This window comes from Demequina sp. B12, assembly GCF_028823635.1.
GTDB lineage: Bacteria > Actinomycetota > Actinomycetes > Actinomycetales > Demequinaceae > Demequina.
This window is the reverse complement of sequence record NZ_JAPEHU010000001.1, coordinates 471,250-485,989: the sequence shown is the minus strand read 5'-3', so window position 1 is coordinate 485,989 and position 14,740 is coordinate 471,250. Positions and strand designations below refer to the sequence as shown.

Annotated in this window: 17 protein-coding genes; 13 read left to right on the top strand and 4 right to left on the bottom strand. The window is 65.2% G+C overall.

Annotated features, from left to right (window positions below):
- Nucleotides 1-5 precede the first annotated feature (5 nt).
- Nucleotides 6-728, bottom strand: coding sequence for a response regulator transcription factor (locus ON058_RS02380; RefSeq protein WP_274667428.1), 723 nt, complete (start codon nucleotides 726-728; stop codon nucleotides 6-8).
- 57 nt (nucleotides 729-785) lie between these two features.
- Here ON058_RS02380 and ON058_RS02375 point away from each other — a divergent pair, with 57 nt between their 5' ends.
- The 9 genes from ON058_RS02375 to dtd all read left to right on the top strand — a co-directional run bounded on the left by ON058_RS02375 (nucleotide 786) and on the right by dtd (nucleotide 5,979).
- Nucleotides 786-1,523 carry a hypothetical protein gene (locus ON058_RS02375; protein WP_274667427.1) on the top strand — a complete coding sequence of 246 codons (738 nt, stop codon included), beginning with the start codon at nucleotides 786-788 and terminating at the stop codon, nucleotides 1,521-1,523.
- 33 nt (nucleotides 1,524-1,556) lie between these two features.
- Nucleotides 1,557-1,991 (top strand): thioredoxin family protein, encoded by a 435-nt coding sequence (locus tag ON058_RS02370; RefSeq protein WP_274667426.1) that lies wholly within the window; start codon nucleotides 1,557-1,559, stop codon nucleotides 1,989-1,991.
- Between the two features lie 21 nt (nucleotides 1,992-2,012).
- Entirely contained in the window at nucleotides 2,013-2,474 is a 462-nt protein-coding gene (locus ON058_RS02365; protein WP_274667425.1) for a DUF4395 domain-containing protein, read from the top strand.
- Nucleotides 2,475-2,647: 173 nt separating this feature from the next.
- Complete coding sequence (locus ON058_RS02360) at nucleotides 2,648-3,181, top strand: FABP family protein (RefSeq protein WP_274667424.1); 534 nt, start codon at nucleotides 2,648-2,650, stop codon at nucleotides 3,179-3,181.
- 89 nt (nucleotides 3,182-3,270) lie between these two features.
- Nucleotides 3,271-4,413: a folate-binding protein YgfZ gene (locus ON058_RS02355; protein WP_274667423.1), complete on the top strand. Its 1,143-nt coding sequence runs from the start codon at nucleotides 3,271-3,273 to the stop codon at nucleotides 4,411-4,413.
- Between the two features lie 61 nt (nucleotides 4,414-4,474).
- A complete protein-coding gene (locus ON058_RS02350) occupies nucleotides 4,475-4,735 on the top strand; it encodes a type II toxin-antitoxin system Phd/YefM family antitoxin (RefSeq protein ID WP_274667422.1) in 261 nt (86 codons plus the stop codon).
- Between the two features lie 3 nt (nucleotides 4,736-4,738).
- Complete coding sequence (locus ON058_RS02345; RefSeq protein ID WP_274667421.1) at nucleotides 4,739-5,170, top strand: type II toxin-antitoxin system VapC family toxin; 432 nt, start codon at nucleotides 4,739-4,741, stop codon at nucleotides 5,168-5,170.
- A 33-nt stretch (nucleotides 5,171-5,203) separates the two neighbouring features.
- Nucleotides 5,204-5,548, top strand: coding sequence for a DUF2516 family protein (locus tag ON058_RS02340; protein ID WP_274667420.1), 345 nt, complete (start codon nucleotides 5,204-5,206; stop codon nucleotides 5,546-5,548).
- A gap of 5 nt (nucleotides 5,549-5,553) precedes the next feature.
- On the top strand, nucleotides 5,554-5,979 hold the full coding sequence (gene dtd, locus ON058_RS02335) for a D-aminoacyl-tRNA deacylase (RefSeq protein ID WP_274667419.1): 426 nt from the start codon (nucleotides 5,554-5,556) through the stop codon (nucleotides 5,977-5,979).
- 54 nt (nucleotides 5,980-6,033) lie between these two features.
- Here the strand turns inward: dtd and ON058_RS02330 are convergent, their stop codons facing one another.
- Complete coding sequence (locus tag ON058_RS02330; RefSeq protein WP_274667418.1) at nucleotides 6,034-6,981, bottom strand: DUF4190 domain-containing protein; 948 nt, start codon at nucleotides 6,979-6,981, stop codon at nucleotides 6,034-6,036.
- Between the two features lie 187 nt (nucleotides 6,982-7,168).
- On the opposite strand from ON058_RS02330, the gene ON058_RS02325 reads away from it, so the two are divergent.
- The 3 genes from ON058_RS02325 (at nucleotide 7,169) to ON058_RS02315 (ending at nucleotide 11,869) form a co-directional block, all read left to right on the top strand.
- A complete protein-coding gene (locus tag ON058_RS02325) occupies nucleotides 7,169-8,413 on the top strand; it encodes a sensor histidine kinase (protein ID WP_274667417.1) in 1,245 nt (414 codons plus the stop codon).
- Entirely contained in the window at nucleotides 8,410-9,096 is a 687-nt protein-coding gene (locus ON058_RS02320) for a response regulator transcription factor (RefSeq protein ID WP_274667416.1), read from the top strand. Before ON058_RS02325 ends, ON058_RS02320 begins: the two co-directional genes overlap by 4 nt.
- 175 nt (nucleotides 9,097-9,271) lie before the next feature.
- A complete protein-coding gene (locus tag ON058_RS02315; protein WP_274667415.1) occupies nucleotides 9,272-11,869 on the top strand; it encodes an ATP-dependent Clp protease ATP-binding subunit in 2,598 nt (865 codons plus the stop codon).
- Nucleotides 11,870-12,122: 253 nt separating this feature from the next.
- Here the strand turns inward: ON058_RS02315 and ON058_RS02310 are convergent, their stop codons facing one another.
- Complete coding sequence (locus tag ON058_RS02310) at nucleotides 12,123-12,509, bottom strand: DoxX family protein (RefSeq protein ID WP_274667414.1); 387 nt, start codon at nucleotides 12,507-12,509, stop codon at nucleotides 12,123-12,125.
- A 145-nt stretch (nucleotides 12,510-12,654) separates the two neighbouring features.
- Here ON058_RS02310 and ON058_RS02305 point away from each other — a divergent pair, with 145 nt between their 5' ends.
- Complete coding sequence (locus ON058_RS02305; RefSeq protein ID WP_274667413.1) at nucleotides 12,655-13,668, top strand: aldo/keto reductase; 1,014 nt, start codon at nucleotides 12,655-12,657, stop codon at nucleotides 13,666-13,668.
- Nucleotides 13,669-13,802: 134 nt separating this feature from the next.
- Here ON058_RS02305 and ON058_RS02300 read toward each other — a convergent pair whose 3' ends face one another.
- Nucleotides 13,803-14,705, bottom strand: a complete 903-nt coding sequence (locus ON058_RS02300) for an A/G-specific adenine glycosylase (protein ID WP_274667412.1) — start codon at nucleotides 14,703-14,705, stop codon at nucleotides 13,803-13,805.
- Nucleotides 14,706-14,740 lie beyond the last annotated feature (35 nt).

Sequence of the window (14,740 nt, the reverse complement as noted above, 5' to 3'; positions counted from 1 at the left end):
AAAGTCTATCGAGCGCTGCGGTCAGCCGGGGAATCGGAGGACTGAGAAGTTTTGGGTTGCGGAGGGTCAAAGCGGTAGCCGACGTTGCGCACCGTGCCGATGAGTTGCTCGTGTTCTGCGCCCAGCTTGGCGCGCAGGCGGCGGACGTGGACGTCAACTGTCCTGGTACCGCCGTAGTAGTCGAATCCCCACACTTCTTGGAGGAGTTGGTCGCGGGTGTACACACGGCCAGGATGCTGCATCAGATATTTCAGCAGCTCGAACTCTTTGTAGGTGAGGTCCAGTGGCTTGCCTTTGAGGCGCGCGGTGTAGCCGCCCACGTCCACGGTGAGGTCTCCGGAGGAGAACTCGACGGCCTTTTCCAGCGGATCCTCTTGGTTGGCGCGGCCCATCAGGAGGCGAATGCGGGCTTCCACCTCGGCGGGGACGGCATCGGCCAGCACGACGTCATCGGCGCCCCAGTCAGCGTTCACGATGGACAGTCCACCTTCGCGCAACACCAGCAACATGGGCGCGGTGACACCGGTGACTTGCACCAGTTTGCAGTTGGAACGTGCCTGAGCCAGGTCGTGGCGACCGTCAACGATCAGCACGTCTGCGTCGAACGCATCGAGCATGGCACTCGGGTCCGGTGGGAGCGCTCTCACGCGATGCGGCAGGAGCGCGAGCGCAGGCAAGACATCAGTCGCCCCGTCCGGTGACGGGGTGAGCACCAGTAGGTCTGCCATGCGCGCCCTCCGTTCGCCATCACTGTACCGGCAGGAACAGATGAGACACTAACGTTCATGAATCCCACGACACGTGCGTCGATCACCGCTGTCGCCGCAGCCGTCGTGGCTGGGGCCGGCTTGTACGGCACTCGCTGGCTCGCGCTTGGAGTCGCTCTCATCATGGCCTTCATGGCGGTCGGTTGGCCGCGTTTGTTGCGCGTGGCGAACCATCGAGTGAGTAGCCTCGTCATCTTTGGTGGTGCTTTGGGCGCTTTGGGCGCTGTCGTCATCGGTCGCACTGAACCGTTCCTGCGATACATGGCCGTCGCCCTGGCTGCGATTGCGATCGCCGCTTTGCTCACCGAGGTGTTCTTCGCCAGCCCGCGTGGGCGCGCAGTGACGGGTGTTGCCGCGACCGCCGCGGGTGGCGCCATCGCCGCGACCGGCGCCGCGTGGGTGGCCGCCAACCGCACGGCCGGCGCAGAGGACCTCGTTGTCGCTGCCGCCGCCTCCCTCGCTGTCGCGGCCGTCGCATCGGTCCTCACCAGCAACGGCAATGTCAACGGAATCCTGGCCCTCATCATGGGCGGCGCTACGGGTTCTGGGCTGGCCTTTGTTTTCACCTCCCTTCCCTGGTACGCCGGCACGCTGGTGGGCCTGGTCGCTGGCGCCTCGGTGGTCGTGATGAACGAGTTGTCGCGCCGTGAACCGCGCCCGGCCGATGCGTGGGCGGGAATAGCTTCGGGTGTTACCCCTGTTCTAGCGTCAGGCGTCTTGGTCTACGTGGGCGGCGTCTTGCTCGTGGGTGCATAAACCTGCAGGCATGAAGGACGCAAAGAGGGTGTCATGACGATCAGGATCATTGCCGTAGTAGCGCTGCTCGCGTTGTCGAGCCTGGGCTACTGGTGGTGGCAACGTCGCCAAGGCGCCGTCAAGGCACCACAGCGGGCCGATGCCCTCACCAGTGAGCAGATTGGCGGCCAGCGCGGCTACTACGCGACGTTCGTCCAGTTCTCCACCCCCATGTGCGCCAAGTGCCCAGGCACGGCGCGAGTACTCCAAACCGTCGCAGCGGAACAGCCGCACGTCACGCACGTCGAAGTCGACGCCTCAGTGAAACTCGACCTGGCCCGTGAACTGTCCGTCATGCGAACCCCCACCACCGTGGTGCTCGACGGAGACGGGGTCATCGTGGCCCGTATGGACGGCGCACCCACCCACGAACAAGCCCGCGAAGCGCTCGCCCAAGTGCACAGCGAAGGCACCGAGTACACCATCTAGCCCCTGCTTCAGGAGTTCCCCATGACCGCATCTGTTCCCCCCACAGCCCAGGACCGCCAGGTTGATCCTCGTGGCGTGCGCTTCGGTGCCGCCGTCACCTTGCTGTTCGCGCTGATCGCTGTGCTCGCAGGCAACACCGCCGTGGGTCTGATTGCCACCGCAGTTCTGGTGGTGCTGTTCCTGCCTGGTGCCTTCATCGGTCCGCAAGCAACGGTGCAGTCATTCCTGTTCACGCGACTTGTGCGCCCACGTCTGGACGCACCCACCGAGACCGAGTCGTTCCGCCCGCCGCGCTTTGCCCAGCAGATGGGGCTCGGCATGTCCGCCGCTGCGCTCATCCTGGGACTCATCGGTGGAGGGGGCGGCTTCTACTTCTTCATTGCCATGGTGGTCATCGCATCGTTCCTCAACGCAGTGTTCAACTTCTGCATGGGATGCGAGCTTTACCTGGCCTTCAAGCGCGCCACCACCCGGGCCGCGTAACCTTCCGCGCCCCACTTCCGCGTGCCTTAGGACATGAGTCCCGGGCGTAGTAGAGTCGGACGCACTATGACTGCATTGGAAGCTGTCTTCACGGCCCTCGCTGTGCTGGCCTTTGGCGGAGCCGCCTGGGTTACCGCCATCGTGGGTTGGCGTCTATTGAGGAGTCCACGCCGTTGAGTTTTGTCATTCCTGACGACCTTGCCCCAGAGATCTACCCGCTGGCATGGCTGGTCGGTCGTTGGCGTGGGTTCGGCGAGATTGACTATCCCGGCATCCCCCAAGCGGAGATCGTCCAGGACATCGTGTTCGATCACGATGGCGGCCCCTACCTGACGTACACCTGCACCACGTCGCTGAAGAATGACGATGGCGGAGCAGGCCAGGTCTGGTCCGTCGAGTCCGGCTTCTGGCGAGTGGCCCCGCAAACCCCCGAAGGCATCGAACTCCAGGACTTCCAGCACCCGCTCGAAATCGTCCTCACCGAAGCCTCCGGCGTCCTGACCTGCTACATGGGAGCAGTCGGGAACGGCCGTATCGACATGGCCACCCGGTTCGCGGCCGCCACCGAGTCCGGACCCGAGGTCCGCGGCGGCACTCGCATGTACGGCCTGGTTGAAGGTGAACTGATGTGGGCCTGGGACCTCGCCGCATTCGGCCACGACCTCCAGTCCTACATGAGCGCACGCCTCGCCCGCGTCGAAGACTAACCCCCTCCCCCCGCTGACCTCACGTCGCTTCTGGCCCGTGCATCGGCGCTGCAGTGGAATCTCTGACCCCCTGGAGGCGTTCCCCCGCTATGACTTCCCCCTTGCTTTCCCGCCACGGAGCCGTCGAAGCCGCAGGGCCCGATGCCGGTGTGGCGTGGCATTACGGCGACCCCACCGCTGAACAGCGAGCGCTCGAAGCAGGCCGTGCGGTCGTGGACCAGTCGCATCTGGGAATCATCTCGGTGACGGGTCCGGACCGCCTGAGCTGGCTTGACTCGCTCACCACCCAACAGGTTGCTGGCCTTGCCCCAGGCGAGTCCAGTGAACTGATGATCTTGTCGCCTCAGGGGCGGATCGAGCACGTCGCCGGCATTGTGGACGACGGCGAGACCGCGTGGCTCATTTCCGAGACCGCACCCGCGCTGGCGACATTCTTGGACCGCATGCGGTTCATGCTGCGTGTGGAAGTCGCGGACGTCACTGAGCAGTGGGCCGCGCTGGGCGAAGCGGTCGCCAACCCGGCAACGGACGGAGAGCCCGTGACCTGGGTGGATCCCTGGCCCGGCATCTCGGTGGGTGGCACTACCTATGCGGCCGACCCATCCGCCGCTCACGCTGGCGCTGACCGTGCATGGCGACTCGTGCTGGTGCCGCGCACGACTCTGGAAGCTGAGGTCGACGCCCGTCTTGCCTCCGGCTGGACCCTCGCCGGAACCTGGGCGTCAGAGGCGGAACGCATCGCCGCACACAGGCCGCGAGCCATCACCGAAGTCGACGACACGACCCTTCCTCACGAACTGGACTGGCTACGCACCAGCGTCCACCTTCACAAGGGCTGCTACCGCGGTCAGGAAACGGTGGCGAAGGTCCACAACGTGGGGCGGCCTCCGCGCAGGCTCACCATGCTGCACCTCGACGGTTCCGCGCATGCGGTGCCAGACCTGGGCGCGGTCGTCACTATCGGAGAAGACGACAAACCCGCGGGACGCATCACGTCGGTGGCCCGCCACCACGAGTACGGCCCTATTGCGCTCGCCGTCTTGAAGCGCTCCGTGGATCCGTCAGCAGTGCTGACCGTCCCCTCCGACGGCGGCCCCCTGAGTGCCTCCCAGGAACTCATCGTGAACGCGGACGGCTTCTCCGCAGACCGTCCCCCCAAGCCTGGCCCCACGATGAAAGGCCTGCTGATGGGCAAGGGCTGCGCAGCAGACGGCGGCGACCTTCCCTCCTAGGAGCAGGACTACCAGCGCGCCTGCAGACATCTGAGATGACGCGGGGGTTAACGTGGACAACGTGGAACTCACCGTGACGCAACTGCGTAAGGAACTGAGCAAAGCCCTCGACGCCGCCAAGGCGGGTGAAGACGTCATCATCACCGAACGTGGGGTGCCGGTCGCACGTCTGTGTGCAGTGGAGTCCGCTTCGCTGCTCGACAAGCTCGAAGCAGACGGCCTCATCACCCCGCCCGCTGAATCGCGCGCGGTGCCCCGCCTGCCGGAAGCGGAAGCCGCCAAAGACGCCCTCTCCAGCCTGCTCAGCCGGCTCCGGAGGTAACGCGTGGCGCTCGTCTATTTCGACACCTCAGCCCTCGTCAAGCTGTGTGTCCTGGAAACCGGCTCGCCCCTTGCTGTGGGGCTCTGGAGCCGGGCCGATGCTGTGGTCACCTCGCGCATCGCGGACGCCGAGGTGCGATCCGTGTTGGGCGCGGCGGAACGCATTGGCCGGCTTGATGCGGCACCCGCCGCGCAGGCTCGTGCCCGCTGGGATGAGTTGTGGCCCTCCCTCACCAAGGTGGAAGTGACCGCACAGATCGCGGATCTGGCGGGAGACCTCACCGACCGTCGCCCGCTCCGTGCAGGAGACGCTATCCATCTGGCGAGCGCGCTGATGTTCGCGGAGGTGGCCCCCGTGGTCGCCGCGTGGGACCGTTCAGTGGCCGCCGCAGCACGTGCCGAAGGGCTCACGGTCCTGCCCCCTACACTGGCCTGAGTCCTTCACCCCACCAGTCACGCCAAGGGAATCATGTTCGGCACGCTGCAGCATCTCATCGTCTTTGCCCTCTCCGTCGCAGCCTTTGCGGGCGCACTGTGGGGGCTCATTGATGCCATCAAGTACCCCGATTCCACGTTCCAGGCCGCGGGCAAACTGAACAAGACCCTGTGGCTCCTGATCCTGGGTGCCGCGTCGGTGGTGGCGTTCCTGGCGCTGCCGTGGCCGCTGGGCACCGGGGGCGGCATTGGCGGAATCATGGGGATCGCGGCGATTGTTGCGGTGATCGTGTACTTCGTGGACGTCCGCCCCAAGTTGCAGCAGTTTGGCGGCCGCAACATTGGTGGCCACGGCAACCGTTCGCAGGGCGGCTGGTAACACGCGTGCGGGCGGTTCTCCAGCGCGCATCGCGTGCGTCCGTCACCGTTGACGGCGCGGTCACGGCGGCGTTTGATCGTCAAGGGATCGTGGCCCTGGTGGGCGTCACCCATGAGGACGGTCCGGACCAGGTCGCGACTGTGGCACGGAAGATTGCCGAACTGCGCATCCTTGACGACGAAAAATCTGTCACGGATGTGAACGCCCCCGTCATTGTGGTGTCCCAGTTCACTCTGTATGCCGACGTCCGCAAAGGCCGCCGCCCATCGTGGAACGGTGCCGCGCCTGGGCCTGTGGCGGAGCCGTTGGTTGAGGCTGTCGTTGCTGCATTGCGTGAACGCGGCCTCGAGGTCGGTACCGGGGTGTTCGGTGCGCATATGGATGTGGAGCTCGTGAACGACGGCCCCATCACCATCCTGGTCGAGGCATAGGCTCGCCGCACCGCGCCCCCAGCGGGACGAGGTGCGGCGGAAGCCACGCCCGCGTTACTCGGCCGGGAGCTCGAAGAACACGTCGTCGGCGAACAAGCCGGGCGTGATGCGCAAGAGACCGTCGAGCGTGTCAGGCACCATGAACGCGATCTTGCCTTCCTCAGTGCCGCCCTCGTACAGCTCAGCGAACCGGTCAAAGTCGGGTTCGAGGCCCGAGGCGAACGCGAAGTCTGCGACCGCGCCGTCAGCGCCCACGTAGTCGAAGCCCAGGCCCAGCGTGCTCGACGAGTCAGAGCCGGTGTACGTGGCGGTCGCTTCGACGATGATCCACTGCGTGCCCGGCTCGGGCTCGTCGTTGAACATGTTTCCTGCCGCGACCTCAGCGTTGGCGTCCGCGTTGAACCCGGTGAAGCTGATGCTCCAGTCGTTGTTCTCGATCACGGCACCGAAGGCCAGTGGGTTGTCGCGGGTGCCGGTGGGGGTGTCTGCTTCGACAGCAGCGTCCTCGTCAGCGGCCACATCGTCGTCACTTGTGCTGGCGTCTGCCGCGGTGTCGTCTGTGTCTGCGGCGTCTGCGGCGGTGTCCTCAGCATCGGCGTCCTGCGCGTCAGTGGTGGGCTCCGCGACGGTCACCTCACCACCGGTAAGTTCGTCGGCGGCCTCGTCGAAGGCGTCAGAGACGGCTCCCGCGACGACCGTCATGAACACGATCGCGCCCACAATCGTGCCGACCACCGACACGGCGATCGCAGCAATGCCGGTGCCTTTCTTCTGACCCTTACGGGTGATAGCGACGATTCCGGTGATGAATCCGGCCGGAAGCAACAACCAGCCCACGATGAGCGCACCTGGGACGCAGGCAAAGATGAAGCCCACGATCGACAGGATGAGCGCCACAAGGCCCACGGTGTTCTTCTGCTCGCCTGCCGCCTCCGCCGGGGGTGTCGCCGCGGGTTGCGGGGCTCCGGCGGGCGGGACGGGTGGGGTGTCGTTCTGAGTCATGCTTTTCTCCAATGATGGTGCGTACCAACCCGGTGGGAAGGTGCGGCCCGAACGGGCATGACTCACTTTCTCGACGGCGGCGGGGTGGGCGCATCGGCCTTGTGGTCAAGGTCGGGTGGCCATATGGACGTGAACGTGTCCCAGGAAGGCCGATGCCGGTGTCACCCCACGCCTCTAAGGTGGCTTCATGAGCGGGAACCCTGAGAGCGTGAGGCCTCCCAGCCGTGCGCCGCAACGGCTCCGGGACACGGCCCTGTATGTAGGCGCGGTCTTTTTCACAGCGGTGGCACTGACGAACGTTCCTGCCGCACAAGATGGCGACAGCGTCAGTGATGCGGGGGCGCTGCTGTGGCTTCTCGCGTTAGGCGCATGGGTCACCGTGTTCTTCCGCCGCCAGGTCCCCTGGGTCACCACCATCGCTGGCTTCGTCCTCGCGCTCTTCGGCATCGAATACCTGCTGTTCCTCTTTGGCGTCTACCAGCTACTCCTCCACGCACGGCGTCCAGCCCTGTGGTGGATTGGCGGAGGTGCCACCGGCGTCGTGACCCTGTTCTGGGTTCGCGAAGCACTCACCGACTATGGTTCCGGCTTGTTCGAACTGGAACCGGCGCCAGCCATCACCGTTTCAGGGATCACCGCGCTGGTGTCGCTAGGAGTGTGCTTCGGCACCGTCGCGATCGTGTCCTCACGCAAGGCAGCATCGGCCGCATCCCAGCAGGCCGCAGAAGGGCACAACCTCGCCGCACAGTTGGGCGACGAACTGGCACGCCAGGCCGAACGCAATGAGATCGCCCGCGAGATTCACGACGGCCTCACCAACCGGCTCGCCCTGCTGTCCATGATGGGCGGAAACGTCGAACGCGCCGTTGACCGCGGGGACCCGCAAGCACAAGAACTTGCCCGGCAACTCCAATCACAATCCCGCGCCGCATTGACCGATCTGCGCGGACTCGTCCAAGACCTCCGCACCAGCCCCACCACTCCCCCAGCACCCCGCCAATCCATGCGCGGAGTCAACGAACTCATCTCCTCCACACGCACGGCGGGAACATCCATCGACGCCGTGGTCATGTTGGAAGGCATGGAGACCGCACCAGCAGTGCTCGACGCTGCGGTGTTCCGGCTCACACAAGAAGCACTCACCAACGCCGTCAAGCACGCCCCCGCCTCACCTATCTCGCTCTACCTCGAAGCGTCCCCACAGTTTGGCGTGCGACTCCGGGTCACCAACGCGCTCGGCCCTGCCATCACAGACGCGGAAGGCGCAGGCGCCGGCGTTGTCGGGATTAGGGAACGCGTCAAAGCCCTGTCCGGTGAAGCCTGGATCGGGCGCCACGAAGGCGAGTTCATCGTGGACGTCACCCTGCCCTGGTCCACCGCGGACACCACCAGCGAAGGAATGTCCGGCCCCTCCTCTACGGTGGGCGCATGACCCAGGACGCCAGCGGCCCGGAACTCACCACCGTCATCATCGTTGACGACGACCCCATGGTCCGCCAACAAGTGCGGCTCGTTCTCGACGGCGCACCACACGTCAGCATCGTGGGCGAAGCTGCTGACGGCGCAGCCGCCGTGGACCTCGCCACGTCCATGAAGCCCCACATTGTGCTGATGGACGTCAGCATGCCTGTCATGACCGGGATCGACGCCACCAGGGCCCTGAAAGAGCGAGGCAATCCCGCCCGCGTCATCGCCCTCACCGCCATGGACCACGACGAAGTGCTGTTCGACATGTTGGGCGCAGGAGCCGTCGGGTTCGTTCCCAAGGAGTACGCAGGCGAAGACCTCGAACGCGCCATCCGCCACGTCACCATCGGCGCCGGTTTTGTCTCACCCCACTGCCAGCCCGCCCTCTTCGCCAAACTCACCCACACCCAAGAAACTGCCGCCCAGCGCGAAGCCCAAGAGCTGGTCGCCACCCTCTCACCCCGAGAACGCGAAGTGGCCGTCCTCATCGCCACCGGCGCACCCCGGGCAGCCATCGCCCACCAGCTCTACGTCTCCGAATCCACCATCAAAAGCCAAGTGGAATCCATCAAGACCAAAACACTGCGCCGTAGCCGTGAAGAGATCGCCGTTCTCGTGGAACGCGCAGGCCTCACCCGCGACAACTGACGCCCCGTCGGCACCCTCCACCCACGCATCGGCCCGACTGTGCTTGCTGGGGATGCGTTCACGCCCCTGGCGAACACGGCAATAAACCCACCCTCCCCCTGGTTAGCCTGGACAGCAGAACCCGGTCAGATGTGGCGACCCCGCGCATCGGCCGGCCCGTTGTAAGGAGGAAGCCATGTTCGAACGGTTCACCGATCGAGCCCGTCGCGTCGTGGTGCTCGCGCAAGAAGAAGCGCGCATGCTCAACCACAACTACATTGGCACGGAGCACATCCTGCTCGGCCTGGTGCGCGAAGGCGAGGGGGTAGCTGCCAAGGCACTGGAGTCCATGGACATCTCCCTCAACGGCGTGCGCGAGCAGGTCCAGGAGATCATCGGCGAGGGCTCGCACGCTCCCTCCGGCCACATCCCCTTCACGCCGCGCGCCAAGAAGGTTCTGGAACTATCGCTGCGCGAAGCGCTGCAGCTGGGCCACAACTACATCGGCACCGAGCACATCCTGCTGGGCCTCATCCGCGAAGGTGAAGGCGTGGCCGCCAAGGTGCTCGACAAGCTCGGCGCGGACCTCGGCTCCGTCCGCCAGCAGGTCATCCAGCTGCTCAGCGGCTACGAAGGCAAAGAGCCCGCGACCGCTGGTGGCGGCCCCGCAGAAGGCACCCCCGCCGGCTCCACCGTGCTCGACCAGTTCGGCCGCAACTACACGCAGGCCGCACGCGAAGGCAAGCTTGACCCCGTCGTGGGACGCGAAATGATTCAGGAACGCGTCATGCAGGTCCTGAGCCGCCGCACCAAGAACAACCCCGTCCTCATCGGTGAACCCGGCGTCGGTAAGACCGCCGTTGTGGAAGGCCTCGCCCAGGCGATCGTCCGCGGCGACGTGCCCGAAACCCTCAAGGACAAGCACCTCTACACGCTTGACTTGGGTTCGCTGGTGGCAGGTTCGCGCTACCGCGGTGACTTCGAAGAGCGCCTCAAGAAGGTCCTCAAGGAGATCCGCACCCGCGGCGACATCATCCTGTTCATCGACGAAATCCACACCCTTGTGGGTGCCGGTGCCGCAGAAGGTGCCATCGACGCAGCATCGATCCTGAAGCCCATGCTGGCCCGCGGCGAACTGCAGACCATCGGTGCCACCACCCTTGACGAGTACCGCAAGCACGTCGAGAAGGACCCCGCGCTGGAACGCCGCTTCCAGCCCATCCAGGTTCCCGAGCCCGAACTCAGCCACGCCATCGAGATCCTCAAGGGTCTGCGCGACCGCTACGAAGCCTTCCACCGCGTCACCATCACGGATGAAGCGATCGTGGCTGCCGCACAGATGGCAGACCGCTACATCTCCGACCGCTTCCTCCCAGACAAGGCCATCGACCTGATCGATGAGGCCGGTGCTCGCCTGCGCATTCGCCGCATGACGTCGCCCCCGGAGCTGCGCGACCTGGACGAGAAGATCGCCGAGGTCCGCCGCGAGAAGGAATCGGCCATCGACGAACAGCAGTTCGAGAAGGCCGCGAACCTCCGCGACGTGGAACGCCGACTGTCGGAGGAGCGCACGCAGAAGGAAGAGGCCTGGAAGTCAGGCGACCTCGACGTTGCCGCCGTGGTCGATGAGGAACTGATCGCTGAAGTTCTCGCGATGTCCACCGGCGTGCCGGTGACCCGCGTGTCCTCCGACGAGTCCTCGCGTCTGCTGCAGATGGAATCCGAACTGCACAAGCGCGTCATCGGTCAGGAACAGGCCATCAAGGTCCTCGCCCAGTCGATCCGCCGTACCCGTGCAGGCCTGAAGGACCCCAAGCGTCCTGGTGGCTCGTTCATCTTCGCCGGACCCACCGGTGTGGGTAAGACAGAGCTCGCCAAGACCCTCGCCGAGTTCCTGTTCGGTGATGAAGACGCACTGATCTCGCTCGACATGTCCGAATACGGCGAGAAGCACACCGTTGCTCGCCTGTTCGGTGCCCCTCCCGGCTACGTGGGCTTCGAAGAGGGCGGCCAGCTCACCGAGAAGGTGCGCCGCAAGCCGTTCTCCGTCGTGCTGTTCGATGAGGTCGAGAAGGCTCACCCGGACATCTTCAACTCGCTGCTCCAGATTCTGGAAGACGGCAAGCTGACCGATGCCCAGGGCCGCGAAGTCAACTTCAAGAACACCATCATCATCATGACCACCAACCTGGGTGCAGACGCGATCTCGCGCCGCCAGGCCACGGGCTTCTCGGTGATGCAGGAAACCGGCCACACCTACGACGAGATGGTGAAGCTGGTCAACGGCAAGCTGAAGGAACACTTCAAGCCTGAGTTCCTGAACCGTGTCGACAACGTTGTGGTCTTCCCGCAGCTCACGCAGGACGAGATCGTGGAGATCGTGGACCTGATGGTCGCGCGACTGGACGAGCGTATGCGCGACAAGGACATGGCTATCGAACTGACCGATGCCGCCAAGAACCTGCTGGCGGAGAAGGGTTACGACCCGGTCCTGGGTGCGCGTCCGTTGCGCCGCGCGTTGCAGCGTGAGATCGAGGACCCGCTGTCGGAGAAGATCTTGTTCGGCGAGGTCACCTCGGGCCAGTTGGTGCGTGTTGACGCTCAGGGCGAAGGCATCCTGGGTGAGTTCACGTTCGAAGGCATCGACCGTGACGACCTCTTGGGCGAGCCTGTCATTCCCGCGGAAGAGCGTGAAGTTCGCGTAGGTGGCGGCGACGCTGAAGGGGCCGATGTTCCTCGCGAGGGCGGCTCCTCCGACAACGGCGGCGACGCACAGGCAGCAGCCAAGGAGTAAACCCCGCTAGACGCAAAGAAAGGCCCGGTCCCCGTCAGGGGGCCGGGCCTTTCTGCATCCCGCTCACTTTCCCCGGCAGCGCCGCACCTCACGCGCTCCCCCACCCCGTCCCCGCCTTCTTGCTCACCCCTTCCCCGTCAAATGGCTCCATTTGGTTGTTTTGGCTAGCTAAAACAGCGAAATGGAGCCATTTGACGCGGGGCCGGCGGGGCCGGAGGGCAGGGTTAGGCGGCGGGGCCGGGCGGAGTGCCCCCTAGTTGCCGCCGAACGAGAACTCGCCGATCCGTCCCACGAACACAATCAGCGCGATCACCATGAGCAGCGCAGGAACCGTGACATTCGCGAGCGGGTCGCCACGACGAATGTGAATGAAAGCAGCGCCTCCACCAATCACCATCAGTCCCGCGGCAGCCACCGGGACAATCCACGGGATGAAACTCACCATCGGGAACACCAAGACCGCGAGCGAGCCCACAATCTCCGCTGCGCCGATGAGGCGCACATGCTTGTCTTCGAAGTCCTCGGCCCATTCCTGGCCCGCGGCCAAGGTGCCCTTCTTTCCCTTGAACGCGTGCACCGCACCAGACGGCACAAAGACCGCGGCGAGAGCAATGACAGCGACCCACAGCGCTGCATCCATGGTGGTCCTCCTCAGATCAACCAGTACTGACGCCACACTATTGCAGGAGCGTCCACTTGCACGGGACAAAGGCCCTCACGCGCAGGTCAAGCACCCAACCAAAACGATTCGACCGGACGCATCGTCCCGACGTAGGCTCATCTACATGACGCACACGCCCCACGTCGCCGCCGACGACCGCTACGCCACCATGCAGTACCGCCGTACCGGCAAGTCCGGTCTCAAGCTCCCTGGGGTGAGCTTGGGGTTGTGGCACAACTTTGGCGGGGCCAACAATGCTGACACCATGCGGGAGACCATCCGCACCGCGTTCGACCTGGGCGTCACCCACTACGACCTTGCGAACAACTACGGTCCCCCGCCTGGCTCCGCGGAGGAGAACTTTGGCCGCATCTTCCAGCAGGACCTTGCGCCATATCGCGACGAGATTCTGATCTCCACGAAAGCCGGCTACGACATGTGGCCCGGCCCGTATGGCGAGTGGGGTTCGCGCAAGTACATGCTCGCGTCTCTCGACCAGTCGTTGAAGCGCATGCAGGTGGACTACGTCGACATCTTCTACTCCCACCGCTTCGACCCGGAGACGCCCCTCGAGGAAACCATCGGGGCGCTCGACACTGCGATCCGCTCCGGGCGTGCACTGTACGCCGGAATCTCCAACTACGGTCCTGAACAGACCCGTGAGGCGGCCCGCATTGCCCGCGAGCTCGGCACGCCCATCCTCATCAACCAGTTCCCGTACTCGATGTTTGAGCGCACACCCGAGAAGGGGCTGCTGGACACATTGGAGGCCGAGGGTCTGGGGTCGATCGTGTTCTCCCCGCTTGCGCAGGGCTTGCTGACGGACCGCTACCTGAATGGCATTCCGGAGGGTTCCCGCGTCACGCACTCGCACTTTTTGCAGTCCAAGCAGCTTTCCCCCACGTATGTGGAGCGTGCGCAAGCGTTGAACGCGATCGCGCAGGAGCGCGGTCAGACGTTGGCGCAACTGGCGGTTCAGTGGGTGCTGCGCGGCGACCGCGTGACGTCCGCGCTCGTAGGAGCCTCCTCGGCGAAGCAGCTGCGGGACACGGTGGCGTCGCTCGACTTCCCTGCGCTCACCGCCACTGAGATTGAGGCGGTTGAACCGTTCGCAGTGCACGGTACGCAACACGCTTAAACAGCGCCAGCCAGCCACAGCATCGGCCCTTGCCAACCGAACTTCTGCGCTCCTAGTGGCACAAAATGGCTGCTACAGCTCGCTAAAACAACCAAATGGAGCCATTTGGCGGATAGGGGGCAGGGGTTCTCCGGCTAGAGGGAGTAGCCGTCGGCGGCCTTCGTGATGAGACCGTCCGCGACCAGCCCAGTGAGAGCGCGGTGGCGCTGGTCCGCATCGACATCGTCGAGCGCGCAGTGCTCGTCGAGCGCAAGTGGGCCGCGGGACTCCCGCAGGAGCGCCATGATGCGGCCCCGGACTTGCCGATCTGTGCCGTGCCACGCTTGAGTCCGACGGGGCGCATCATCAAGCCCTGGCGACCCTGCTGCTATCCAAGCGCAGTCGTGGCGCAGCGGGCACTCGGCACACTTGGGCGCGCGTGCAGTGCACACCAGGGCTCCAAGTTCCATGGAGCCTGCGTTCCACGCAACAGACGCGGGGGCCGATGCCGGCACCAGCGAGTCGGCGAGTTCCCGTTCCGCACGGGTTTGGTGAGCGGCGGGCAGGGGTTCGGCACGCCAGGCACGGCCGATGACACGGCGGATGTTGGTGTCGAGCACGATGTCGCGCTCCCCGAATGCGAAGGCACGGACGGCACCTGCGGTGTAGTCGCCGATGCCGGGGAGGGCGAGCAGGTCTTCGCGGCTTGAGGGGACATGGCCGTTGTGCCGTTCGACGAGAACCAGCGCGCACTCCCATAGGCGTTTGGCTCGGCGAGGGTAGCCAAGTCGCCCCCAGGCTCGCACCGCATCGGCCTGTGTGGCGTGTGCGAGGTCGCGCGGGGTGGGCCACCGTTCCATCCACTCGCGCCACACCGGCAAGACCCGCACTACCGGGGTTTGCTGGAGCATCACTTCGGAGACCAGGACTCCCCAGGGCGTGCGGTCGGCCTCGCGCCAGGGCAGGTCGCGTGCCTCCCGGTGGAACCAGTCGATCACGGTGGTGACGCGGTGGTCTGGCGTGTGTGCCGTTTCGCGGGTTGGGGACGTGGGCGGCATGGCTTCATTGTCCCAGGAGGTGCCGGGGTTACGGT

Coding starts and splice junctions, on each gene's coding strand:
- ON058_RS02380 (WP_274667428.1), bottom strand. CDS start 728: ATGGCAGACCTACTGGTGCTCACCCCGTCACCGGACGGGGCGACTGAT.
- ON058_RS02375 (WP_274667427.1), top strand. CDS start 786: ATGAATCCCACGACACGTGCGTCGATCACCGCTGTCGCCGCAGCCGTC.
- ON058_RS02370 (WP_274667426.1), top strand. CDS start 1,557: ATGACGATCAGGATCATTGCCGTAGTAGCGCTGCTCGCGTTGTCGAGC.
- ON058_RS02365 (WP_274667425.1), top strand. CDS start 2,013: ATGACCGCATCTGTTCCCCCCACAGCCCAGGACCGCCAGGTTGATCCT.
- ON058_RS02355 (WP_274667423.1), top strand. CDS start 3,271: ATGACTTCCCCCTTGCTTTCCCGCCACGGAGCCGTCGAAGCCGCAGGG.
- ON058_RS02340 (WP_274667420.1), top strand. CDS start 5,204: ATGTTCGGCACGCTGCAGCATCTCATCGTCTTTGCCCTCTCCGTCGCA.
- ON058_RS02330 (WP_274667418.1), bottom strand. CDS start 6,981: ATGACTCAGAACGACACCCCACCCGTCCCGCCCGCCGGAGCCCCGCAA.
- ON058_RS02325 (WP_274667417.1), top strand. CDS start 7,169: ATGAGCGGGAACCCTGAGAGCGTGAGGCCTCCCAGCCGTGCGCCGCAA.
- ON058_RS02320 (WP_274667416.1), top strand. CDS start 8,410: ATGACCCAGGACGCCAGCGGCCCGGAACTCACCACCGTCATCATCGTT.
- ON058_RS02315 (WP_274667415.1), top strand. CDS start 9,272: ATGTTCGAACGGTTCACCGATCGAGCCCGTCGCGTCGTGGTGCTCGCG.
- ON058_RS02310 (WP_274667414.1), bottom strand. CDS start 12,509: ATGGATGCAGCGCTGTGGGTCGCTGTCATTGCTCTCGCCGCGGTCTTT.
- ON058_RS02305 (WP_274667413.1), top strand. CDS start 12,655: ATGACGCACACGCCCCACGTCGCCGCCGACGACCGCTACGCCACCATG.
- ON058_RS02300 (WP_274667412.1), bottom strand. CDS start 14,705: ATGCCGCCCACGTCCCCAACCCGCGAAACGGCACACACGCCAGACCAC.